This window comes from Thermoproteota archaeon, assembly GCA_003352285.1.
GTDB lineage: Archaea > Thermoproteota > Nitrososphaeria > Nitrososphaerales > Nitrosopumilaceae > PXYB01.
Genome location: QQVN01000003.1, coordinates 163734 through 187901, shown reverse-complemented (window position 1 = coordinate 187901; position 24168 = coordinate 163734). Strand labels below are relative to the sequence as shown.

General features: G+C 35.6%; 24 protein-coding genes, 1 tRNA gene and 1 other RNA gene. 14 read left to right on the top strand and 12 right to left on the bottom strand.

Annotated elements, in window-relative coordinates; genetic code table 11:
- Positions 1–2: 2 nt before the first annotated feature.
- Entirely contained in the window at positions 3–1634 is a 1632-nt protein-coding gene (locus tag DWQ18_02690; GenBank protein RDJ33841.1) for a gamma-glutamyltransferase family protein, read from the top strand.
- The gene (locus tag DWQ18_02685) at positions 1631–2404 is read left to right on the top strand and encodes an N-formylglutamate amidohydrolase (protein ID RDJ33840.1); all 774 of its coding nucleotides are present in this window, start codon (positions 1631–1633) and stop codon (positions 2402–2404) included. The genes DWQ18_02690 and DWQ18_02685 overlap by 4 nt, the downstream gene beginning before the upstream one ends.
- Here DWQ18_02685 and DWQ18_02680 read toward each other — a convergent pair.
- A complete protein-coding gene (locus DWQ18_02680; protein RDJ33839.1) occupies positions 2401–2721 on the bottom strand; it encodes a hypothetical protein in 321 nt (106 codons plus the stop codon). The genes DWQ18_02685 and DWQ18_02680 overlap by 4 nt on opposite strands.
- A 98-nt stretch (positions 2722–2819) precedes the next feature.
- Here DWQ18_02680 and DWQ18_02675 point away from each other — a divergent pair, with 98 nt between their 5' ends.
- The gene (locus DWQ18_02675; protein ID RDJ33838.1) at positions 2820–3128 is read left to right on the top strand and encodes a stress response translation initiation inhibitor YciH; all 309 of its coding nucleotides are present in this window, start codon (positions 2820–2822) and stop codon (positions 3126–3128) included.
- A 7-nt stretch (positions 3129–3135) separates the two neighbouring features.
- A complete protein-coding gene (locus DWQ18_02670; protein ID RDJ33837.1) occupies positions 3136–4128 on the top strand; it encodes a CPBP family intramembrane metalloprotease in 993 nt (330 codons plus the stop codon).
- Here the strand turns inward: DWQ18_02670 and tfb are convergent.
- From tfb to DWQ18_02655, 3 genes are all read right to left on the bottom strand, one after another.
- Entirely contained in the window at positions 4117–5028 is a 912-nt protein-coding gene (gene tfb / locus DWQ18_02665) for a transcription initiation factor IIB (protein ID RDJ33836.1), read from the bottom strand. The genes DWQ18_02670 and tfb overlap by 12 nt on opposite strands.
- Positions 5029–5104: 76 nt before the next feature.
- A complete protein-coding gene (gene cofC, locus DWQ18_02660; protein ID RDJ33835.1) occupies positions 5105–5734 on the bottom strand; it encodes a 2-phospho-L-lactate guanylyltransferase in 630 nt (209 codons plus the stop codon).
- A gap of 1 nt (position 5735) precedes the next feature.
- Positions 5736–6656 (bottom strand): 2-phospho-L-lactate transferase, encoded by a 921-nt coding sequence (locus DWQ18_02655; GenBank protein RDJ33834.1) that lies wholly within the window; start codon positions 6654–6656, stop codon positions 5736–5738.
- 122 nt (positions 6657–6778) lie between these two features.
- On the opposite strand from DWQ18_02655, the gene DWQ18_02650 reads away from it, so the two are divergent.
- Complete coding sequence (locus DWQ18_02650) at positions 6779–8044, top strand: hypothetical protein (GenBank protein ID RDJ33833.1); 1266 nt, start codon at positions 6779–6781, stop codon at positions 8042–8044.
- 213 nt (positions 8045–8257) lie between these two features.
- Here the strand turns inward: DWQ18_02650 and rnpB are convergent.
- The 4 genes from rnpB to DWQ18_02630 all read right to left on the bottom strand — a co-directional run bounded on the left by rnpB (position 8258) and on the right by DWQ18_02630 (position 13043).
- Positions 8258–8536, bottom strand: an RNA gene (rnpB, locus tag DWQ18_02645) — RNase P RNA component.
- Positions 8537–8570: 34 nt separating this feature from the next.
- Complete coding sequence (locus DWQ18_02640) at positions 8571–9074, bottom strand: DUF367 family protein (protein ID RDJ33832.1); 504 nt, start codon at positions 9072–9074, stop codon at positions 8571–8573.
- Between the two features lie 31 nt (positions 9075–9105).
- Positions 9106–12420, bottom strand: coding sequence for a hypothetical protein (locus tag DWQ18_02635; protein ID RDJ33831.1), 3315 nt, complete (start codon positions 12418–12420; stop codon positions 9106–9108).
- Between the two features lie 546 nt (positions 12421–12966).
- A tRNA-Pro gene (locus DWQ18_02630) sits at positions 12967–13043 on the bottom strand.
- Between the two features lie 79 nt (positions 13044–13122).
- Here DWQ18_02630 and DWQ18_02625 point away from each other — a divergent pair.
- Entirely contained in the window at positions 13123–14019 is an 897-nt protein-coding gene (locus DWQ18_02625; GenBank protein ID RDJ33830.1) for a type II methionyl aminopeptidase, read from the top strand.
- On the opposite strand, the gene DWQ18_02620 is transcribed toward DWQ18_02625, so the two are convergent.
- Together DWQ18_02620 and DWQ18_02615 are read right to left on the bottom strand one after the other, a co-directional pair.
- Positions 14006–14188 carry a hypothetical protein gene (locus DWQ18_02620; protein ID RDJ33829.1) on the bottom strand — a complete coding sequence of 61 codons (183 nt, stop codon included), beginning with the start codon at positions 14186–14188 and terminating at the stop codon, positions 14006–14008. The two genes, DWQ18_02625 and DWQ18_02620, sit on opposite strands and share 14 nt — an antisense overlap.
- Complete coding sequence (locus DWQ18_02615; protein ID RDJ34321.1) at positions 14185–15234, bottom strand: DUF1512 domain-containing protein; 1050 nt, start codon at positions 15232–15234, stop codon at positions 14185–14187. Before DWQ18_02615 ends, DWQ18_02620 begins: the two co-directional genes overlap by 4 nt.
- Positions 15235–15455: 221 nt before the next feature.
- On the opposite strand from DWQ18_02615, the gene DWQ18_02610 reads away from it, so the two are divergent.
- The gene (locus DWQ18_02610) at positions 15456–16016 is read left to right on the top strand and encodes a TATA box-binding protein (protein ID RDJ33828.1); all 561 of its coding nucleotides are present in this window, start codon (positions 15456–15458) and stop codon (positions 16014–16016) included.
- Positions 16017–16094: 78 nt separating this feature from the next.
- On the top strand, positions 16095–16796 hold the full coding sequence (locus DWQ18_02605) for a hypothetical protein (protein ID RDJ33827.1): 702 nt from the start codon (positions 16095–16097) through the stop codon (positions 16794–16796).
- On the opposite strand, the gene DWQ18_02600 is transcribed toward DWQ18_02605, so the two are convergent.
- Both DWQ18_02600 and DWQ18_02595 read right to left on the bottom strand, forming a co-directional pair.
- On the bottom strand, positions 16797–17123 hold the full coding sequence (locus DWQ18_02600) for a tRNA-binding protein (protein RDJ33826.1): 327 nt from the start codon (positions 17121–17123) through the stop codon (positions 16797–16799).
- Positions 17124–17161: 38 nt separating this feature from the next.
- On the bottom strand, positions 17162–17359 hold the full coding sequence (locus DWQ18_02595) for a hypothetical protein (protein RDJ33825.1): 198 nt from the start codon (positions 17357–17359) through the stop codon (positions 17162–17164).
- 159 nt (positions 17360–17518) lie between these two features.
- Between DWQ18_02595 and DWQ18_02590 the strand changes: the two genes are divergently transcribed.
- The 6 genes from DWQ18_02590 (at position 17519) to DWQ18_02565 (ending at position 24167) form a co-directional block, all read left to right on the top strand.
- Positions 17519–17932 (top strand): SRPBCC family protein, encoded by a 414-nt coding sequence (locus DWQ18_02590; protein RDJ33824.1) that lies wholly within the window; start codon positions 17519–17521, stop codon positions 17930–17932.
- 2 nt (positions 17933–17934) lie between these two features.
- A complete protein-coding gene (locus tag DWQ18_02585) occupies positions 17935–19140 on the top strand; it encodes a glycosyltransferase (GenBank protein ID RDJ33823.1) in 1206 nt (401 codons plus the stop codon).
- 62 nt (positions 19141–19202) lie between these two features.
- Complete coding sequence (locus DWQ18_02580) at positions 19203–20351, top strand: PDZ domain-containing protein (protein RDJ33822.1); 1149 nt, start codon at positions 19203–19205, stop codon at positions 20349–20351.
- A gap of 37 nt (positions 20352–20388) precedes the next feature.
- The gene (locus tag DWQ18_02575) at positions 20389–21555 is read left to right on the top strand and encodes a 7,8-didemethyl-8-hydroxy-5-deazariboflavin synthase subunit CofG (protein ID RDJ34320.1); all 1167 of its coding nucleotides are present in this window, start codon (positions 20389–20391) and stop codon (positions 21553–21555) included.
- Positions 21552–22805, top strand: coding sequence for a 7,8-didemethyl-8-hydroxy-5-deazariboflavin synthase subunit CofH (cofH, locus tag DWQ18_02570; protein ID RDJ33821.1), 1254 nt, complete (start codon positions 21552–21554; stop codon positions 22803–22805). The genes DWQ18_02575 and cofH overlap by 4 nt, the downstream gene beginning before the upstream one ends.
- Positions 22806–24167, top strand: a complete 1362-nt coding sequence (locus DWQ18_02565) for a TldD/PmbA family protein (GenBank protein RDJ33820.1) — start codon at positions 22806–22808, stop codon at positions 24165–24167. It abuts the gene before it with no gap.
- The last annotated feature ends 1 nt before the right edge of the window (position 24168 follow it).

Sequence of the window (24168 nt, the reverse complement as noted above, 5' to 3'; positions counted from 1 at the left end):
TTATGGATCTTGAAAAAATCGAAGGAGATTTCAAGTCAAATTCTGAAAAGAAATTCTCTGAATCAAAAAAAGGCATGGTAGCATCTGCATTTCCAGATGCTACAAAGGCCGGAGTAAGCATACTTCGAAAAGGAGGAAATGCAGTAGATGCAGCATGTGCTACTGCCCTAGCATTGGGCGTATGTGAACCTCAGGCATCAGGTTTAGGAGGTCAGTCTATGGCAATTTTACATATTGGCGGAAGATCCATAGCCATTGATGGTTCTAGTAGATCACCATCTTTAGCAAATTCTCTAAAATATCAAAAAAAGAGTAAAAGTCTCATCGGGTATCGAGCAACCACAGTTCCAAGCACTGTTGCAGTTTTAGGATTTCTTCATGAGAGATATGGAAGATTAGAATGGCCAAAAATCGTTAGACCTGCAATACGAATTGCAGAAAAGGGTTACAAGATTACAAAACTCCAACATGATTTGCAAGTTAGAGAAATGAAGAATTTTAAAAAAGTTAAATCAAAATCAGGTGCAAAGTATTTTCTCAAAGATGGACTAGTACCATATGAAATCGGAGAAAAATTCATTCAAGAAGATTTGGCAGACACGTTACGATACATAGCAGCTCATGGGTATAGAACATTTTACCATGGTCAGATTGCAAAAAAAATTGATCAAGACATGAGAAAAAATAAAGGATTGATTCGTGCTGAAGATCTTGCATGGATTCCTGAACCAATAGAAAGGACGCCGATAAGTAGAGCATACAGACATGTATCAGTAGTTACGCTTCCACCTCCTGCGGCGGGTAGAACTTTGTTGTTGGTTTTAATGATGTTAAATCATCTTCCTTCTAGTTTTCTTCGAAGCTCAAAACCAATTTCATATCATTTTATAGCAGAAACATTTAGGAAAGCATTTCTACATAGAGTTCAACGACCTTTCAACCCTCATACGTATCACCAGATCAAAGACAAGTTACATCTTGAACGAGGATTTGCAAAGCAGATGGCAGATTCTATTCACAACAAAATGGATGCTACTCTTCCCATGGAAGAACCATTTTTTGGAGGAGATGATACAACTCATTTGTCAGTTATGGATGATGAAGGAAACGCAGTAGGGATTACGCAATCAATTGAGCTTGCATATGGTTCAAAAGCTGCAGCTGATGGACTAGGATTTCTCTACAACAATTACATGTCTGCATTTGAATTTACAAATCCAAATCACCCATACTTTATCAGACCCAATGCAATTCCTTGGACTTCGGTTTCTCCTGCCTTGGTTTTTCATAGAGGAAAATTATGGATGGTTGTAGGTAGTCCAGGCAGTCAAAGAATATTTTCAGCCATTAGTCATTTTCTTTCCAGAGTAATTGACGGAAATTTACCCATGAATGAAGCCATTGATAGACCAAGATTTCATTGTACGATTGGAGGAGTAGTAAGCATTGAGGACGGAGGATTTGAGGACGAATTATTGGATTATCTTGCTGACATTGGTTACACAATTACAAAAAAAGAGAGATATTCATTTTATCATGGAGCAATTCACGCAGTAATTAAAAAACAAACAAGTTCAGGATATCAAGGAGTTGCTGAAGTACGAAGAGACGGTACAGCTGAAGGAGTAGATTGAAAAAATATCCAGTACTATTATCAATCCCCCATGGTGGTACAGAGAAACCTAAAGAATTACAAGAACATCTAAGCATTACAAAACACGATTTGTTTGATGATTCAGATCCATATGTTTTTGAAATCTACAACTTGGGAGAAAGAGTTCAGAGAGTAATCACTGCAAAAATTGCAAGAGCGTTTGTGGATCTTAATAGATCATTACAGGATCTTCCTCCAAAAAATCCAGATGGACTTGTAAAGAGCATGACATGTTATCAAAAACAAATCTACATTCCAGGAAAGGAACCAGATAACGAGATGATAAGGGAATTAATTGAAAAATATTACAAACCATATCATCGTCAAATTCAGAGATCATTATCAGAGCTAGAGTTGCAAGTGTGTTTTGATTGTCATTCGATGGCAGAGGTTGCACCAAATATTTCTCCAGATGGTAATTCAAAAAAGCGTCCTTTGTTTTGCATATCTAATCAAGACGGTAAAACTAGTTCAAGTGAAATGCTAGAAATATTGGCAGATAGTCTTGCAAGATCATATTCAATAGATAGAAATGATGTCTCCTTAAATGAGCCATTCAAAGGAGGACACATAACAAAAACATATGGAAACAATCCAGTTCCCTGGATTCAGATTGAAATGAATCGCAGTATGTATTTGGATAAAAGATGGTTTGATCACGAGTCATTAAAGATGAACGAATCAAGACTGAAGGAATTGAATTCATCGTTTGGAAAATGTGTTGATTTATTTTTTAGCAAAATAGGCTAGGATTTTTTTATTTTTTCAATTGTTTCTAGTATGGAGTTTATGGTTTTTAGTATCTCTTGCTGCTTTGTAGGATCATTTTCTTTTTCTAATTGAGATGACAATGCATTGAGTTTATTTTCAAGCATTTCAGTCATGCTAGGCGTGGTTTTTGGAGTTTCAGTGTTTTTTTCTTCTTTTGGTTCTTTTCCGCAATTGACACATAATGCATGTCCATCCTTCATTACACGTACTCCTTTACAATATGGACATGGTTCACCAAGTAATGTCGCACCTTTTAGCAGCATTTCAACTGCTTTTTTGGTCAATTCTCCAGACATATGACTAGTTACAATTGTATGGTAAAAAGTAATTCTAAGAATTTTTTACTAAACAGACAAGGCTTAATAGTGTGTGTAAAGGAATGTTTTTCGAACGAATGGCAGTAATCTGTAATACTTGTGGCCTACCCGAAGATCTTTGTGCATGTGGAGATCTAGCAAAAGACAGTACAAAAATTATAGTTCGACTTGAAACTCGCAGATTTAGAAAGAAAGGAACTATGATTGAAGGTCTAGATCCAAAGTTAAACAATCTTGAGAGCGTAGCAAAGGAATTAAAAAACAAGTATGCCTGTGGAGGAACTGCAAAAGATGGATATATTTTCTTACAGGGAGATCATCGTGATACAATCAAAGAATCTCTAATAAAATTAGGATTTGCAGAATCTTCAATTGAACTTCATTAGATAAAGATTGGAAAAATCAAATAATATCTTACAAGGTTTTGGGATCCCATATTCAGCATTAATTTCAATAATTTTTGGAATGATGTTATTGTCATTTCCAATTGGAGCCTTTGTAGTTTTCAATACAGATATCGGAAATGAGATAAATTTTGAGTATCCTGTTAGTGGCGTAGATTTTTTCCTGACAGGAACACAAAATCAGATTCCAATCCAGTTTGAATTGGGTGATGCATTTGTCATCATATGGAGTATTTTTGCAGTTTTATTTGCAGTATCGATGGTTGGCCCAAAAAAGAATTTTATCAGTACAATCACGCCGGCGTTACTACGTGGTAAGGAACAATCTGAGGACAACTACTTGGTATCTGCAATAAAGTGGTTCACAGTTTTGATATTGATTTCAGCAGGCATAACAATCATTCAAGAGCAATTTGGAATTTTGACCACCCCTCCAGTGCCACAAAATAATTTGATTCAGTTTTTTGACGTAATGAAGGCACCATTAATTGAAGAGTTTGGATTCAGGGTTTTGTTAATAGGCATTCCACTTTTTGCAATGTATTCACACAGAACCTCAGTGAGGCATTTTTTCAAGTCTTTATGGAATCCAAATTCTAACCTAAATCTCTCTGAAAAAAAGAAAGCTATTGCACTTGTTGTAATAGTTGCAGCATTCTTTGGTATTGCACATATTATTTCAGGGGAATCATGGAGTGATGGAAAATTTGCTCAGGCTACGGCAAGTGGAATTATCATTGGTTGGGCATATATCAGACATGGATTAGTTTCTGCAATTTTAATTCACTGGGCAACAAATTATTTTGTTTTTTCATATGTATATTTGGTAGCAGAACTGAATTCAGTATCTATTAGTAATGCATTTTCACATTCAATGATTAATACGATTGAAATAATGTTCATAATTGCAGGAGTGTTATCTTCTGCAATTATGATAATCAAATATAAGCAATCAAAAACAAAAAGTACGTTAGAGATCTAGTGCTGTCTTTAATCCTTTGTAACGATTTCTAATTGTTACTTCAGTAACGCCTGCAGCTTCAGCAACATCACGTTGTGTTTTATTTTCTCCATTAGTTACACACGCAACATAAAGTGCAGCAGCAGCTAATCCCATCGGATCCTTTCCAGCGGAAATCTTTACCTCTTCAGCAGTCTGTAAAATTTTAGTTGCTTCTCTCTTTGTTTTTTCATTAAGACCAGCTTTGCTTGCAATTCTTGCAACACACTTTATCGGATCAACGACTGGCATCTTCAAGCTTAACTCACGCAACAGTAAACGATAACATCTAGCGATATCTTTTCTTTTGATATTGCTTGCATGTCCAATGTCTTTTAATGTTCTAGGAGTTTCGGTATCACGACAAGCTGCGTAAAGCGCAGATGCAATCAAAGCAGATATTGAACGTCCACGAACAAGCCCTTTTTCCAAGGCTTTACGATAAATGTAAGCGGCTTTTTCAATTACTGCATCACCAACAGCTAGTTTGTCTTTTAATCTATCAAGCTCAGAAAATGCTTGTCGAAAGTTTCTATCAACTGGTTCATGCACCTGACTTCGACTATCCCAAGTTCTTAATCGTTCAATGGTACTTCTCATTGAGGCAGAGAGTGGTTTGCCAGTAGCATCTCTATCAGCTGTTCCAATTATTGTAGCTAAACCCATATCATGCATGGCCAAAGATGTTGGAACACCAGTACGACTACGATTATCACCCTCTTCTTTTGAGAATGAACGCCATTCTGGGCCAGATTCTTCTACTTTATCTGTGATTACAAAACCACATTTGTCACAAAAATTTTCTCCTGTGTTGCCGTCTGTCAACAATGTACCTTTGGCACATCTAGGACACTTGCTTTTTTGATTTCCAGTTTTTACCAATCGCCCAACCTCTAGATCTTATATTTAAAAATTTCTTACACATTTCTTATAAGTATGATCTTAAGAATCAGGAAAATTATAGTAATTTAGAAATTTTTTCACAAACATTTGGCTTTTCATTTTGTGACATGCAATATTCTAGATCATCATTTGCATCAATATCCATCATTATTCTTCTGACAAAAACTAGTGACCAATTAGGAGTTTTTGACTTTGCAGTTTCTAGATGAATTTTATAGCTATCTTCATCATAATGTGTCTCCATAAGATCAATTGGCATTCTCAATAGTGCATTGGTTCCATCAAATTTTCTAGATGGGACTACAAGGGAGCAGGTTGGATAGGAAAGGAATTTCAATAGAAAATCAATATCTTGAGATTTCATAAATGGAATATCCTGAGGGAAGACAATTGATGCAGTAAAATTATTTTCTACCAGATACTTGTCTGCTTGGGCTACTGCATTATTTACACCAGATTCGTTTTGATCAATGATTGATACTGCATTATATTTTTTAGAAATTGATAATGCGTCTTCATCTTTTGTAACTACAACAATTTTATTTATTTTGGGAGATGTAGATAGGGTGCTAAGGACTTCATCAAACATTAATTTACATAATTCAGTCTTAACATCAGATTGTAGATCTAATCTTGATTTTGCTTTAGAAAATGTCTTTACAGGGATTATTGCTGAGATGTTCAAGCTAGACGCGGACTTGTTTTAAGAGAAAAGAACCTAATGCGTCTTCAGCCATTTTATTTTTCATTGCGATTTTTGTTTCATAGACATGCATATCGAGATTCTGGATCTTTTTGGTAAGAAGTTTATCTTTTGAATCAATTACAATATTAGAGCATACATCTGAATACATTTTTGCCAAACCATACGCATTAACTTCAATTCCAGCAGCTTCCATGTATTGTGCTGCAGGTCCACTAAATGCTTTATTTCCAATCAATGGGCTTACTGCAACAACTCGTTTTTTCATCTTTGAGAGTTCTTTTCTAACTCCTTTAATTTGTAACATAGGTCCAATACTTGTCAATGGATTTCCAGGAGCTAGAATAACCATATCTGCATCATGTATAGCATTGATTGCTTCTGGATTTGGTCTAGCTTTATCAGCGCCGATGTATTGAATTCCTTCCACCTTGTCTTTTCCCCTATACTTTACCCAGTATTCTTGAAGATGTAATTCGCCTTTATCAGTAATAATTCTAGTTTCAACGCTATTATCGGTTACAGGTATGACTTTAGCGCCAACTGCAAATTTTTCACACATCCATTTTGTTATATCGCTAAGGTTTTTTCCATTTTTTAGCATATTTGTACGAATTAAATGAGTGGCGGCATCTCTGTCCCCAATTCTAAACCAAGTCTCTTCTCCAAAAACCTCCATCTGTCTTAGAAAATTAAAAGTGTCTTTTTTAATTCCCCATCCACGTTCATAATCTAATAAGTCTGCTAATCCGTATACAATTGTGTCAATGTCTGGGCAAACATACATCCCATAAAGCCAGTAATTATCACCAACATTACTAATTACATTCACATCGTGTTCTTGGGAGACTAGACCCCGGACAAGTTTCACAGATCCTGTTCCCCCAGCAAGTATTGTTATCATATTTTTCAGCTCTTAAAACTCAAGTTTGATTTACGGTCACTCCATATTACTTTTTCAAAATCATGTACGAAACTTGAAGTTTGTAGGTAGATTTATTACTCAGTTGGAGGCGATCAAACTCCGTGAATGTCAAGGCAGTTCTTGTAACAGTTCTGTTTTCCAGTCTATTATTAGTTGGCGGAAATACCTCGGCCTTTGGAGCACAATTAGAAACTTTCCTAAATCCTAATTCTCAAACCTCACCTTTTGAAATAAAATATCAGAAAACTATTTTCATCGAGTATGAAGATGGTGGGGAATTAGCAGATGCATTAAGAGGTACTGAAGATACAATTGCATTCAAGGTAGGTCCTGAAAACGAAGGCGTTCAAGGTTTAATGAATAAGATTAACCAAAAATTATCACTTGATGGTAGTAGTGCTAAAGTTACAGATGTAAATGTAGATTTTTCGGCACATATGACAGGCAGACCATTAAACACATCTATTGATTTTAAGATTGTTCTAAGAGGAACACTAACAGACTATATCATTGTTGAAAGACAAGGCTCACAACAACAAGCACTTGTTGACTTGGGATGGAGAGGATTAACAGTTACAGGCCCTGTGAATATTCAAGGTGTTGATATCAACCATCCAATTTCTGCAGTAGAATCACTTGCGCCAGCAGTATACTCTGCAGTGTCAGGATCTGAAGCAGAGAAACTATTGTCAGAGAATTTAATTGACGCTCAAGCAATCAAAGACCAACCACTATCAAATTGGCACTTTTTGTTTGACCCAACAGGAATCAATGTAGATGCAGGAACATTTGGATTAGATGAATCAATTTCTGGTTTTGTTGTATCGGCTTTTACAATGGGTGAAAGTAGTTTAAGAGAAGGTCGTCAAGTAGAGAGAGTAAAGGAAGCATCATTTTCAGCAGATAGAACGTATGTAATTAGAACAGTACAATCAGCAGATAATGCAAATCTTAGAGTAGTAGGTTTTGCAGCAATTGATAGTCTTGACGGCGTAGAAATTCTTGGTGTTACACCAAAGCCACCAGAAGGATATGCAACAACTTCTACTGGTGAATTTCCAATCTTCATCATTTATGGAATGGCAGGTTTAGCTGCAGTTGGAGGAGGAGCATTCTTTGTATTCAGTAATAGACAATTAAAGAAAGAAGGAAACCAAGGTCAGACAGGTATTGACCCATCAAGACTTAGAGGTTATCAAACCAGTGCAAGCTCTGGCGGTTACCAAACTAACAGAGGAGAAGCACAGTTAGCAGACGGTGGTGATTATGCACAACATAGAAGTGTATATGACGAACAACCACAACAGGATACCAAACCTGCAGAATCATCAAGAGGTTCCATGCCAAAAGGCTGGAAGCCAGAGTAATTCTATTTAGAATTCTCTGAACATTTTTGACACAAAATTGGTTTGTCTTTAGAATAAACTAGTTTGGTGTCAGTCTCCTTAGCACCACATTCAAAGCATTCATCAACTCTAACCATACAGTAAATATCTCATTTTAACATAAAAACAGTTTCAACCATACATTGAATGATTCAAAATAGACAACAAACTTTCATGATGAGATAAAATTAAAGTGCGTGTCAGGAGTAACCCTCCTTTTGTTTTCACAATATTTCGCTTTGCAGCCTACCTGAACCAAGTACAGGATCTTTAGGTTCTGTTTGGCTTTGCTCCATGTGGGACAGATCTTTCATTTCACTTCCTGGAAATCTCAGGCTGAACCATCATAGTACGCCAGGTGGAATTTTTTCTGCTCTGTTGCCGACCATCTCTGATCATCTATCTCCAGATCACATTTCCTGTATGGAGGGAGGAGTTTCCTCTGCCGTAGCAGCGTGTTGTGCTCTGACTCGCAATTATCAAATGGAATAATTAGATTTGAGTTTTGCTAAGGAGATTCAAGAGGGATGTTGTATTCTTTCAATAAAAATGAAATTTCACTTTCAGATTCTATCTTTTTAAAATCGTTAAGCAAGTTTTCATTTAATTCAAAAAATGTATGACCCCATTTGAATTTGTCAAGCATCTCCAATGCTTGTGAATCATATCCTAGGATGAATAGTGCACCACATAATGCCTCAACTGTTGTCAATTTGTTGAGTTTGGAATAATTCACTGGATTTCCTGCAAAAAGAGGAGGTAGTTTTCGTGAAATTCCTTGAAATTTTTGTACGAATGTCTGGTCTGCTAAATTCCATGAGCAATCAATTGCAGTGATGGAATTAATCAGAGAACGATCCTTCTTTAACAAAGTTTTTTCAGCAAAGGGGTCTAGAACGAGGGACTTTCTGGTAGTCTTTTTGATGTCTTTAGCTAATCCGAATTTTACAAGTTTAGCTGCTGTGCATTTTTTTGGATCATCCTGTTTTAGCATTAAAACTTGTATGTTCAATAAGACAAAAAGAAGATAATTCTATTTGAGTTTATTCTGATACGTCACGAATTATTTTGTAATAGAATTGTGATGGTTGTGACTCCTTTAGTATCTCAACAATCCAAGTTATTTCTGGAAGTAATTCATCACTTGACTCTGGGAGAATATCAAACTTTTCCAGTCTAACATCAGAACCACTATACCTAATTTTATAATTGAATCCTTCAACCTCTACTACTTTGTAGATTTCACCAGGGGCTCTTGTAGATTCTTCAACAAGGCATCCAGGGCCAATAACACAAACTCCACTTTCAGTGGAAATTTTCATGTTAACGCTAGCCTCCTCTCCTCTTGCGGGAGTGAAAAGAGAGCCTTGGATTATCTTTGGATATATTGTTACATTGTCGTTTGTAGTAGCGACAAGTGGAATGGAAATTAACTCATCAGTAATTCTGTTGAATTTTTCAATGGACTTTGTTGAAGATTTAGTTACTGGTTCTACAATTTGAGGTGCTTTCTTTGCAGTCACATTGAATGGAATAGTGAATTTACCAAATTCAGTGTCTGCAATAATTTCATACTTGCCCATATCAGAATTTGCTGTAGGAATTTTGTATTCATAGGTAAATGATCCAGATGATGAAGGTCGAACAGTTGTGGTTTTACCAGGGGTTCCACATACAAAGGAGCCACAAGTTATTTGTGATTGAGTTTCATGTACTACTGTGACATCTACTTTTTCAAGATAAACTAGTTTGTTTGGTCTTCCAGTAAAGATTACCGTGTCCCCAAGAGAATATTCCTGTTTATCAGTGGATATTATCAAGCCCAATTTGTCATCTGTTCCACCAACTAGGTAATCATTATCAACAGAAAATACGGTTTCTGCTTTGTATTTTTGATAGTGTGAAACAACCTTGTATGTTCCCTCAGTAAATACAGTCACTGGAAGGACGAATGAGCTTTTGAAATTTCCACCTGCATCAAGATAAACAAATGCATCAAAGATTGTCTTGTATGGGAATGTAGATGACAAGACTTCAATTTTTGCTCTATCTTGTACTACGAGACCTTCAGAACCCTGAGTTCTTTTTTGAGCAGTTCCTAAAACAGTAAGGGTTTCACCTGCAGCATAGACAGGTTTGTCAGTAAATATCTCTAAAGGCAATAACGAAATGGAGTCATTTGCAGGATCTGGTGAAACTTTGAAGTATACACTACTAGATTGTGAAGATGTGGATATCAATACCTGATATGTTCCAAATACGCTAGATGTTGTTGCTCTAGTATTTCCTAATCCAGTTGCTTTAGTGTCTGCTACTGGAATACTCCAACTCCAAGTGAATTTTCCACCATTTGCAGTAGCACCATATTCGTTTCTATCACCACTGGGCTTGAACAGTTGAATCTTTATTGCATCACCTTGAATGGTAGTTCCAAGCTGACCAGTTAAAGAGACAGTTTCACCTAGGCCGTAAATTTGTTTATCAAGTTTAGCAGAAATCGAAGTGCTGCCAACTGTAAATGAATCGGTAATAGAGATTAATGCAGTGTTGGTTAATCTATCATCATATGTAGCTTTTAGTTGGTATGTTTCCCCACCAACAAAGACTGAGCGTGAAACAGGAATTTGTATCATGAAATTTCCTGAAGTATCAGGAATGCCGGTGTACACATTTGCAACTGTTAGTGATTTTGTAGTGGATTCTTTACTTGTTCCAGCAGCAAATGTTACAGGTTTTCCTTTAGAGTTTAGTAATTCGACTTTGACGGTTGGAGTCTCAAAGCTGGAACGCTCTTTCTTGTCGTTAACTTTGCCTGTGATCTTTATTGTATCACCAACTTCGTATGATTTTTTATCAGTGTTTATTGAAAGCGGCAAAGAAGATGCTTCGTAATCGTTAGGATTCTCTACAACTGCAAACGACAAAAGCACTGTTCCAATATCTTTTGAAACTTTGACTTTGTATGAACCCAATCTGCTGGAATCTGATGAAAGTTTGAATTTGTATTCAAATGTACCATCTCCTGCAGGCCTCAACACATCAAGAATTTTGAAAGTGTTACCACCGCTTGTTTGACCCTTGATATTGACAGCCAAGTTAGTGCTTTGAACTACCTCAAGGTCCAATGCAGGAACAAATACTTTGTTTAATCTGCCTGAAATGGTTACGGTTTCACCTAATCCGTAAAATTCTTTATCAGTGGTTACTGTAATTAATTCATCATTTTTTTGGTCTTCACTTAATTGAAATGATGTTCCAATCTTTTGTAATCCATATTCTGCAGATATTTTGTATTCACCATAAACGGGATTAACTGTAGTCATGAAAATAGAAGTAGAAAACTTTGAATTTGTTGGATATAGTGAACCATCAAAAACTTGTTTACCATTAGGATCATAAACTTTGAATTTCATTCCCACATATTGTAAAACTTTGGATGTAGAACCAGTAATCTGCACTCTTTCTCCTGGAATGTATGATAGTTTGTCAGTAGTAATAGATAATTCATCACTCTGAACTTCTTTTTCTTGGGTTACAGAATCACCTACAGAGAATGTTCCAGTAGCTGTTGCATCAGAATATGTAACTGTAACTTGATATTCACCTGCGTTGATACCAACCACTTTTTGCAAACTTAGTGTAGTTTTGTAATTTAAAAAGTAATCAGGAAACAAAGTAAATTCTTTATTGTATGATGGTCCCTTTACTGTAATTTTTATTTCTGCAGGTTTGAAAGAAGGCTTCTCAACAAACACTTTTTCAGATACTGAGCCGCTAATTGTTACAGTTTCCCCAAATAGATATTGAGACTTGTCAATTGATAGAGTTAAACCGACAGAGCTTGATTCTGTTTTGGTTTCAAGTTTTCCGTTTGATGAGCCAGCATTGGATGTAGAAAATTTCCAATCAGAGATAGAATTACCACCAAAGCCATCGTAGTTTCTTTGCCAAGATCTAAAATCATTACTAAGATCAGTAATTACAGGAGTCTCATCAATCACAGCACCTGCAACGTTTCGAAGTTGAACTTTTTCTGATGTATCAGTAAACCATCCTGTGGTATACGAAAATGTTCTAAATTGTCCAGGGTTAAGCTTTGTTCCATCGGGAATTGTTAAAGTCTTTTTCAAAACGGTGGTAGATGCAATTTCCCAACCACTAAGATCAACGACTGAATCAGTTGGATTGTATAGTTCAACCCATTCACTTGGGCTCAAAGCATCATTTCCAGGTGGATTAATATCAATCTCATTAATTACCACATTTTTTGCAATACCGCTAGTTTGTGCCATGGCAGGATAGATGCTACCTCCAAGTAACAAAAATGCAAACATTACAAAGTATACATGATTTTTCATCTTATCACTATGCCTAGACTATTTTTACAGGACATTTTAGAATGAAATTGAGTAAAAGTTGAGCTTGTTGTGAAAGTTGACCTTAGATGCCTGGCTTCAAAGGGCGTTTCCATGCGTAAAAATTGATTTTTTTGGTATTTAGAGAACGCGTAGGAATGATACTAATCGCAGTTGGGGCATTTTTTTCCAACTGTTTTTTCCCCACATTCCATACAAATGCCATCTCCTGTCTCTTTTTGGATAGTTTTTTTCCTATGAACCACAAAGGATTTGATTCCGATGAACAGTCCACCTCCAATTGCTATTGCATATGCTGGAGGCATAAACGGTATCAATCCAATAACAAACAAAACACTTCCTGCTAAAAGAATAAAGTCACGGCGCTCAAAATACAATGAAAAACCAAATATCTGTAATTGATAAAAAGATATGCCGAAGCTCAGAGCCATAAAGTTCACTTCATATCAAAGTCATCACTCTAACTCTTCTTCATCGCTCGGCAGGTATAATGTAAAAACATCGCATAATAATTCTCTGGAAAATTAATGGTGGGATTGGCAGGATTTGAACCTACGACCTCTGGTACCCAAAACCAGAATCATACCAAGCTAGACCACAATCCCTTAAAATGTGCACAACAAAGTCCCCAATTTAAGCCTGCCATATGATGATTTTAAATAAGAAACGTTAAGAGGAAAATTATTGCAAGTCGAAGATTACATCAAAGCAGGAAAAATTGCATCAGAAGTTCGAGAAATGGTGCGAAGGAAAAATTGGGTTGGAAAAACTGTCTTTGAGATATGTGAGGAAGTGGAAAGTCAAATTATTCAAAGAGGAGCAAAATGCGCATTTCCGGTAAATACTAGCATAAATGAATTAGCTGCTCACTATACAGCAGAGCCCAATGATCAGTTAACAATCAAGGATGATGATCTTGTAAAGATAGATCTTGGAGCTCAGATTAACGGATACATTGCAGATACTGCAGTAACGGTCTGTTACGATCCACAGTATGATGGTCTTGTTCAAGCTGCAGAAGAGGCATTAGCAAATGCAATGGCAATGATCAAAGTCGGTGTCAAAGCAAGCGATATCGGAAGAACGATTGAAAAAACCATCAAGCAGCTAGGATACAAACCAATAGCTAATCTAAGTGGACATTCATTGGATCAGTATACAATACATGCTGGAAAATCAATTCCAAATATTTGGTCTATAGGAACTTTCTCATTAACAGACTCTAGTGCTTATGCATGTGAGCCTTTTGTGACAACAGATGAAGGATTAGGATTTGTCAGAGAAGGAAAGATAAAAAACATCTATGCATTGGTATCTAGGAAGAAAACAAAAAATGAAGAAGCAGATAAACTTCTAGATCATATTTGGGAAAATTACAACATGCTTCCATTTGCACTACGATGGATTACCAAAACATATGAGGAAAAACAAGCAAGAGAATTACTTGAGATACTCATCAAGAAAAAGGCAGTTCATGCATATCCAGTGCTAGTAGAGGCAAACGGGCAAAGAGTGGCTCAGGCAGAACATACATTCATTCCTGATCAAAATGGTGCTACAGTTACAACTATAGCTCAATAGTTTCGCCAAAGATTTTTTCTATAAACATCGTACCGTTACATGCAGAACATTTTGTAACTTCGGAAAATAAGCAATCGCCATCTTTGAACTTTCGTTTAATTTCTTTATTACATGAATTGCATTGCTCAATCGTATAGGCATTTGTTATTTTCTTTTTCTTAAAGATCATTGAGGAACACCCATTGTATTTCCAACTCCAATTACTAACACAGATTTACCAGAGTCTACATTTTCATCAATCATTTTGTAAACTTGAGAACGAACATCATCAGCTTTTTCGGCAATCTCTTTTGTCATTAATGTAATAGCCTCTTTTACAGATTGTTTAATCACTATTGCAAATATTGGAATATTATTTTTTGTAGCAATTTCCTCTATCTGAAATCTTTCAGTACCGATTCCGCCTATAGCTGCTCCAAAACCTTGTGATGTTTGAGCAGAATCTTCACCCTCAAACTTTAATGAAGCATCAATCATAATTATAAAATCAATTTTATTTTTAGAAGTAAGCGATTCAACTCCATCCCCAAGACGTCCTACCGATGATTGGGGTCCTTCAGCTTTCATTAAAAATAATTTTTTTCCTTTATATTCAGTTTCACTATATACAGTTTGAAATGCAATAGGTTGTTTTTTTGTATTAAGCATTAATTTGCCAACAACCATAGGTCCGATTCCGTCGCCCACAGGTTGACCAGCTTTAAAAGCAGTTAATGCTTCTTTTAAAGCCTCAGCTTCTTCCATTATAAAAGGAAGCATCATTTGTAATGGTAAAATCAGCGGATAGTTATTTTGTTTTTTTGCTGTAAGATACAAGTGATTGATAATTTTGTATAGTAATTTCAAAGTTGAAGTAATTTCCAGTAATGTTTGTACTCGACTTAGTTCATAATCGTCAATTTCAGGATACAGTGATTTAATTTGTAATCTAGTATGATCTTCACGAGAACGAATTATGTGGCGAACTTTGGATACAATTCCATTAGGATCCATATCCACCGGCATGATTGTAAAGTAATCAACAAAAGTATCAAGACGTGATGTATGATCTGTTTTTGAAAAATTTTTCACGTGATTGATTAATTCAGTTCTGGATTCATCTTTGTAGAGATTGAGTTTATTGATTTGTTTTTTAATGTCGTTTGATGTAATTTGTAATTGGATTCTCTGACCATAAAAAACAAAGATTATCACAGGAAGAATCCAAACCAACATCATCAATGGATTTGTATCATCACCCATTCCAAAAAATTCATCAAAATTAAAATCTCCAAGTTCCAATAAAGACGCGATCAAGCGCTCTAAATTTAATCATTCGGCAAGTCCTCAAATCTCTAAAAATGCAAAAAAAGAGGTTTTGAGGTTAAAAAAATGGACCACAAAGCAAAAAATTGGCGAGTGCTTTTATTATAGTTAATCTAGGAGATTTTTGTAATATGCCACAAACTAAGCCAATAGTAAGTGTTGAAAATGTAGTAGCATCTGCGTCAGTAGACCAAAAAATGGATCTTAACGAGATTACCAGGACATTTCCAGACGTTGAGTATCATCCGGATCAATTTCCAGGATTAGTATTTCGATTAAAAAGTCCTAAAACAGCTACACTAATTTTCACATCAGGAAAAATGGTATGCACCGGTTCAAAATCTGAAGAGATGGCAAGAAAAGCTGTAAAGACAGTTGTACAAAAACTTCGCAAGGGCGGGATCAAAGTAAAAAAAGATGCAGTTGTTGAAATTCAAAATATCGTTGCATCAATTAATCTGGGTGGAAAGATACACCTAGAGCAAGCTGCGAGAACTTTGCCAAGAAGTATGTATGAGCCAGAGCAATTTCCAGGATTGATTCATAGAATGCTAGATCCAAAGACAGTGATTCTATTATTCTCCTCTGGAAAATTAGTATGTACAGGTGCAAAAAAAGAGCCAGATGTGTATAGGTCAGTAAATAATCTTCATGCATTATTAGAAGAGAAAGACCTAATGATCTATGATTAATTTCATAGACTTCAAAATTTTCTGTTTTTGTTATAAATTAAAAGTAAAGCCGATATATAACTAGAATTTGAATTATTTATGAATATAAAAACAATTGAGAATTTTGTATTAAAAGATGTGATTTTGATTAGTTCATTGCCAGACATGGGTAAAGTTGGAGGACTTGTTACAGAGCATCTGCAAAAAGCATTAGATGCTAAAATCTCATCAAAAGTTGTATTATCAGACAAACCATGGGTGAATCAAAAAGATGGTATGATATCAACGCCATCAGATGAGTACACAATACATGTCGATGAAAAAAATGCAATCGTAATATTCACTGGAAATAATCAACCGCAAGAACCAAATGTTGTAATTTCCATGACTGAAAAAATTTTAGACACGGTAAAAAAAATTGGAAACATAAAACTAGTAATTTCTGCAGGAGGTTATCTGCCAGCAGAAAAGAATGGAGGAAAAAGCGTTTACGGGGTTGCAACAGATGATGAATCGATGCAAATTCTCAAAGACAATAGCATACCAGTGCTTGGCAATGAAGTAAGCAGTATCACATGGTTTAATGGATTAGTTTTAGGTAAAGCAAAACAAAATGGCATTAATGGAATTGGTTTATTTGGAGAAATTCATGACCCTGACAGTCCACAGTATCTTGCAGCAAGCAACATCATTAAACTGATTAGCAAAATTTTGAAAATCACAATTGACACAACAGAGATAGATAAGAAAATTATCCCAATTCAAACCGAAGTCAAGAAGGACAGACCTGGTATAGGTTAGTTATTTTATTGGAGAGCCCAAAGGCACTTCATCAGATACAGTTAACCAAAAAGGCTTATCGTCAACATCAGCCGCAAGAAGCATGGCATTTGATTCTACACCAGCCATTTTTTTTGGCTCTAGATTTGCAATCACAATTACAGTTTTACCGATCATCTCATCTGCCTCATAATATTGAGCACCACCAATGATTACATCTCTATGATCATCACCTAGATCAATCACTCCCTTGATGATTTTTGATTTGCCGGGAATTTTTTCGGTAGATATTACTTTGGCAACTCTAATATCCAATTTAGCAAAGTCTTCATAAGTTACATTTGTCATGAACGTCATTTTTTGATCTCGTTAAAATTGATTTCGAATTACATGAAATCCTTTTTTTTAAAACCACTTGTCTCAATAGAATATTTCAGAGGAGCAGGTAATTCTTGATATTTTTTATTAACTAATTCTTTGATTTGGTCATCAGGTACACTAACGGCTTTTAGTAACTTTCCTCGTTGATGGGCATATGCATTTTTCCAAAAACCCAATCCGTCAAAGGTTCCAATTTTTGGCATGTATCGTGAAGCTTTCATTGTAAATCAATTAGACTGTAAGGGAAGAATGGTAAAATGCCAAGAACTGGAGTTAATGTTCTCATTAGCAGTTTACCCCTCACAGTCTGATATAACCAATTTAGAATCTAATATATTTAATGCGGAAAAAACTACTCATAATTGGCAAGGATAGAGGCTTCTGTTGATATAAAATCAACCATAGACAAAGTTTGGGACATAGTATCAGACTTAGATAATGAACCAAAATATTGGAAGGGCACAAAGGAAGTAAAAAACATCTCAAAAGAGGGGAATAAAATCAAACGAGAGATTACAATTGCATTTAAAGATAAAAAGTGTAATCAAGAAGTCACCTTATATCCCAAAGAAAAGATTGAATCAATTTTTACAAAAGGAATAATCGAAGGTACAAAAACCATCAACATATCTCAAAAAGAAGATTTTGTAAAATTAGAGGCAATTTGGGACATTAAATTATCTGGTATGATGGGGATGTTTACTGGAATGATATCAAAACACATCAAGAGTGGAACTGAGCAAGCATTACAATCCATTAAAGATGAGATAGAATAGAAATGGAACTTGTAATTGATGCTATTAATTATTTCCTAGTTGCAACTATGATTGGAGTATCAATTGCGTGGGTAACCCTACTAAGAACAATGTATCAATCATTTTCATTAACACCCTACTTGGATAAATTTCAAAAAATAGAACATAAGACATTGAAAGTGTCAGTGATTCTACCTGCAAGGAATGAAGAAGGATACATCGAGAAGTGTTTAGACTCATTGTTAATGCAAGACTACAGCAATTTTGAAATTATAGCAATTGATGATTCTTCAGAAGACGACACTGGGAAAATCATTCAGGAATATGCAAAAAAAGACTCTAGGGTGATTTACGTTCAAGCCAGACCTAAACCAGAAGGATGGATGGGGAAAAATTGGGCTTGCTGTGAAGGATACAAAAAATCGTCAGGAGACTTGTTGTTATTTACAGATTCAGACACCATACATTCTAAGGGAGTCATATCAACAGCTACATCACATCTACAATCTTTGAATTTGGATGCACTAACTGCTATTCCAAGAATGCTGTGTCTTGATTTCTGGACAAAAATAACTCTTCCAATGATATCCACATTTTTACATACAAGATTTTCGGCTTTGAGAGTAAATGATCCAACAAAAAAAACAGGGTATTTTTTTGGAAGTTTCTTTGTAATTAAAAAAAAGACATATGAAGAAGTTGGAACGCATGAGGGAGTCAAACAAGAAATTATAGAAGACGGAGCATTGGGTAAAAAAGTCAAAGAATTAGGCTACAAAATGAAAATGGTTCGAGGAGAACATATGATTCAAGCAATCTGGGCCAGAGATTTTTTCACATTATGGAATGCTCTAAAAAGATTAATGATTCCGTTATACCTCCAAAATGGATTTATTGCTGTTGGAATTTTCGTTGCTGTAGTATTTCTTTTATTTTTACCATATACTCTATTGGTTTATTCTGCGTTATTTTTGTCGTATTCAAATTCATTTTTTGTATTGTTTGTTACATCGTTAATTGCATCCATACTAATCTATGTAGGAGGGATTTCTGATGCAAGAGAGTTAAAAATTGGAGCCATTCATTCTTCCTTAGGTCCAGTCGGAAGCCTAATTGTGATACTAGGTTTTGCAAGTGGTTTGATAAATGCAAAAAGCAATTCAGCAGTGTCGTGGAGAGGTAGAAGTTATTCCATGAAGGATCATGTACAAAGCTCGATTAGCATTTAGGCTTATCATACCGTAAGTTAATGGTAAAGCTTTTTAGAGAAAGTCAAACATGTTGAAATCACTTGGATAAATCAGGAGTAATTGTTAGTGGCGCTCTTGGAGTGACATTAGTTTTAGTAATTTTTGTTGTTTTACTTAATCCACCTCCATCAATGCAACCTCCCAAGGATCTAGTCGTATCAAATGGTCATAGTGTGACCACAGTTGGCGAAACAACTCCTATTACAGCAGCAAAGCCATTATCGTTGATTCAAATTTTTGAACAATCAGAAGCAGGAGTGGTCAGAGTCAATGTCCAACGTACCACGCAAACTACTGGAAGTGGTGTGGGTTCAGGTTTTGTATATGATGTTAGGGGACATATCATTACAAATGCACATGTGGTAGAAGATGCAAAAAAAATTGAGGTTACTTTTCTAGATGGTACATCATACAAAGCAGAATTAGTTGGTTCAGATATTTTTACAGATGTTGCAGTGATTAGAGTTGAAGTTGATAAATCACTTTTACACCCACTATCAATTGGAGATTCATCAAAATTAAAAGTCGGAGAACAGATTGCAGCTATCGGAAATCCCTTTGGACTGTCAGGCTCAATGACAGCAGGTATTATCAGTCAATTAGGTCGCTTACTTCCATCACAAGATAGTGGATTTTCTATTCCAGATGTCATACAAACGGATGCAGCAATTAACCCAGGAAATTCCGGAGGACCGTTAATTAACATGAGAGGCCAAGTGATTGGAATCAATACTGCCATCCAATCCACTACAGGTGAATTTACAGGCGTTGGCTTTGCAGTTCCATCAAATACTATCTCAAAGATTGTTCCCACACTGATTGAAGATGGTAGTTATCATCATCCATGGTTAGGCATCACAGGAAGAGATATCGATCCTGATTTGGCAAGTGTGTTAAATCTTAATGAAGCAAGAGGATTTCTTATCGTATCAGTTATCGAAGGAAGTCCAGCAGAGAAAGCAGGACTACATGGTTCAACAGATACAAAACAGATTGACGGAGTGAATTATCCTATTGGAGGAGATGTCATACTAGAAGTTGATGGAAAGAAAGTAAGAAAGATTGACGACATTTTAATCCATTTGCAACGTGAAAAATCGGTTGGAGATGAAATTAATTTAGAAGTGTTAAGAGATGGCAGAACTAGTAATTTTGTACTGGTTTTAGAAGAAAGACCAAATTTCAATTAATACAAGATTAAATACTTCAATCCAAGCATTGGACATGTTGAGTAATCTTGTTTTAGAATCAGAATCATTAAACAAAATTCTAGAAGGGAAAAACGTTCCTATTGAAGACTATTTTCAAATCTTTGATTCATCACAGAAAGACGGAACAGAGTTATTCAAGGTAGCTGAAAAATTAAGACTAAAAAACAAAGGAAATGTAGTTACATTTTCAAAAAAAGCATTCTTCAATATCATAAATTTATGTAAAGATACTTGCTCTTATTGTACATACAAAGCTGAGCCAGGCGAAGATAAAGTATCGCTAATGTCAAAACAAAACATTTCAGAATTATTGAAACTTTCTAGAAAATACAAATGTGTTGAAGCATTATTTGTTACTGGAGAAAAACCCGAACAAAAATACCCAGAAGCGAGAAAGTGGTTAAAAGAAAATGGATTCTCAAGTACTGTAGAATTTCTTATTGACTCATCAGAAAAAGCATTGAAAGAAGGATTGTTTCCTCATACTAATGCAGGTAACCTTACAAAAGACGAGATGAGGGAACTGAAAAAGACAAATGTTAGCATGGGAGTAATGTTGGAAAATATCAGTGAAAGGCTGTCAAAAAAAGGAATGCCACATTATTTAGCTTCAAGTAAGAATCCAAAAGCAAGGCTAGAGGTTTTAAAAAACTCTGGGCAGTTAACCATACCAATGACAACAGGAATTCTTGTAGGCATAGGGGAAACACCTCACGAAATTATTGATTCGTTACTTGCAATAAAACAATTGAATGAGAAATTTGGCAATATACAAGAGGTTATCATACAGAACTTCCAACCAAAGCCAGATACCATTATGAAGGATTTTCCATCTACAGATGAGAACTACTTCAAAACAGTTGTTGCAATGACTAGGTTGATGATGCCAAATATGAATATCCAGATACCTCCAAATCTATCGCCAAAATCATATCAAAGTTTTCTATCAATTGGAATTAATGATTGGGGAGGAATATCACCATTAACTCCTGATTTTGTCAATCCAGAGTTTACTTGGCCAGAAATAAACAAAGTTGAAAAGAATTCTAACGATGCCGGATATGATTTAAAATGCAGATTTCCAGTATATCCAGAATTTATGTCGATGATTAACACAGAATTAAAAGAGAGGATGGACTCAATTAGTGACGAGGGTTTAGTTATGGAGAGTTACTGGAGATGACAATATCAAATATTGATTCTCTGTTAAAAAATGCAGATCCTGTTTTAGCTAATGTGCTAAATGATGCTCTATCAGAAAAAGAGATTTCTGCAAAAGAGGCTTTAGAGTTGTATAAAGCTCATGGTCTAGATTTTCATCTTGTTGGAATGGTAGCAGATGAGCTGAGAAGGAGAAGAGTAGGCGATGTTGTAACATATGTTGTTAATCGAAATATCAATTTCACAAATGTCTGCATAAAACAATGTGGTTTTTGTGCATTTAGTAGAGACTTTAGAGAAGAAGAAGGATATTTTCTCCCAACAGAAGAGATAGTACGCAGAGCAAAAGAGGCTTATGATTTAGGTGCCACAGAAGTATGCATTCAGGCAGGATTACCTCCAGACATGGATAGTAATTTGTATGAAAATGTGTGTAAAGCAATCAAATCTGAAATTCCAAAGATTCACATTCATGGATTTTCTCCTGAAGAAGTTTTGTATGGAGCCATCAGATCAGATGTTTCAATAAAAGAGTATCTTAGTAGATTAAAGGATGCTGGAGTTGACACTTTGCCAGGAACGGCTGCAGAGATTCTAGACCAGAAAATGAGAGATCGAATTTCTCCAGGCAGAATAACAGTAAGAGATTGGGAAGAAGTCATCAAGACTGCGCATTCTCTTGGAATCAATACTACTTCCACTATGATGTATGGGCATATCGAATCAATAGAAGACAGAGTTAATCACATTGCCAAACTCAGAGAAATTCAAAAAGAAACAAGAGGTTTTACAGAATTTGTTCCACTAAATTTCATTGCAGAGGAAGCACCAATGTACAAACATAACATGCATGAAGGAATAAGACATGGTGCAAGTGCAAATGACGTGATGCTAACACATGCAATTTCTAGAATTATGCTAAACAATTACATCAACAACATTCAGATGTCATGGGTTAAAGAAGGACAGAAAATGTCGCAACTATTGCTTTCTTGGGGAGCTAATGATTTTGGCGGAACTCTAATGAATGAAAGTATTTCAACTTCAGCAGGTGCACAGCACGGTCAGCTCTTAAGGCCGCACGAAATTAGACAGCTTGTTTTAGAAGTTGGAAAGACACCTGCCGAAAGGAGCACAAAATATAAGATTTTGCGCACATTTGATTCAGATACGAAGGATGCATTAGATGAAGTAGATAATAATCAATTTGGTTCATATTTTGAATTGATAAAAATTAATGAATTCAAATACAAAAATCCTCGGCGGGGTTAGTTGTCTGCCTGTGAAAGGGCCATTGCATATGCTCAAAATTTAGGAATTGATGAATGCGAATCTGTTTTTGCAAAAAGAAACATCATTACTGTTCGAGTTACAGATTCCAGGATTATCGAGGTTAAGCAAAATCAAGAAGAAAAAATTGGGATCAGAGTAATTCGTGATAAGAAAATTGCATCTGCAGAAACCAGAGATGTTGAAAATTATAAAAAAATCATTGATTATGCAATTGATTCATTTAGATTTCTTAGTCCAAAACCATTTTGGAAATCACTTCCCTCTGAAGATAGAACTAACTTTGAAATTAATTCCACATATGATAAAAAATTAAAAAACATCACAAGCAAGGACGCTTCTGATATTGCACAAGAGATGATAAACTCGTCTCTTGACAAAAAAATTTCATCCATCACAGGCTCCCTAAACATAGTAGATGAGGAATTTCATATACAAAATACCAATGGAGTAGAAGAATCAGACTTTGCAACATATATTTCAGGAATTATTAATGCAGACTCCACTTTGGGCAATACTCCAGTATCAGGAATTGGTCAGATGAGCGGTAGAACTAGAGATATGTTTTCTCCAGAAAAGATAGGGCATGAGGCCAAGAGTATGTGTATAGGATCAATCAATCCAATAGATTGTGAATCAGGAGAATATTCAATAATATTTGAGCCATATTCGGTAGGCGAGATGTTGGCATTTGTTTTTGCATCAAATTTTAATCTGAAAGTATTTGCAGAGAAAAAAAGTTGTTTTTCAGAAAGACTTGGGAATTCAATTGCAGTTGATGAATTTAATTTGATTGATGATCCTCATGCGCCAAACGGCATAGGAAGTAAAAAAATTGATGATGAGGGAATTCCTACATCACCGAATTCATTAATTGAAAATGGCATATTCAAAAATACTTTTTCAGATTCGTATAATGCATTCAAAGAATCAACCAAATCTACAGGCAACGCTAACAGACCAGGATTACCCATGGGCAGGGATGCAGATTCATTTCCTATTTCATCTCCACATAATTTGAGAATCAAGAAAGGAGATACCCCTCAAGAGGAGATGATTGAAGAAACAAAATCAGGCATTCTGGTAGGTCGTTTATGGTACACCTATGCAGTCAATCCGATAAAAGGAGACTTTTCATGTACTGCAAGAAGTGGTATTAGAATCATAAAGAATGGTCAGATAGTATCCCCTGCAAAACCAGTTAGAATTATCCATAACTTACCAACGATGCTTCGCAATATTTCTGCAATTGGAAATGATGACAGAAATGTACTGCAGTGGGCATCATTACCATCAATTACACCCAGCATCAAGGCAGAAAAAATCAGGGTTGTTCCAATTTGAT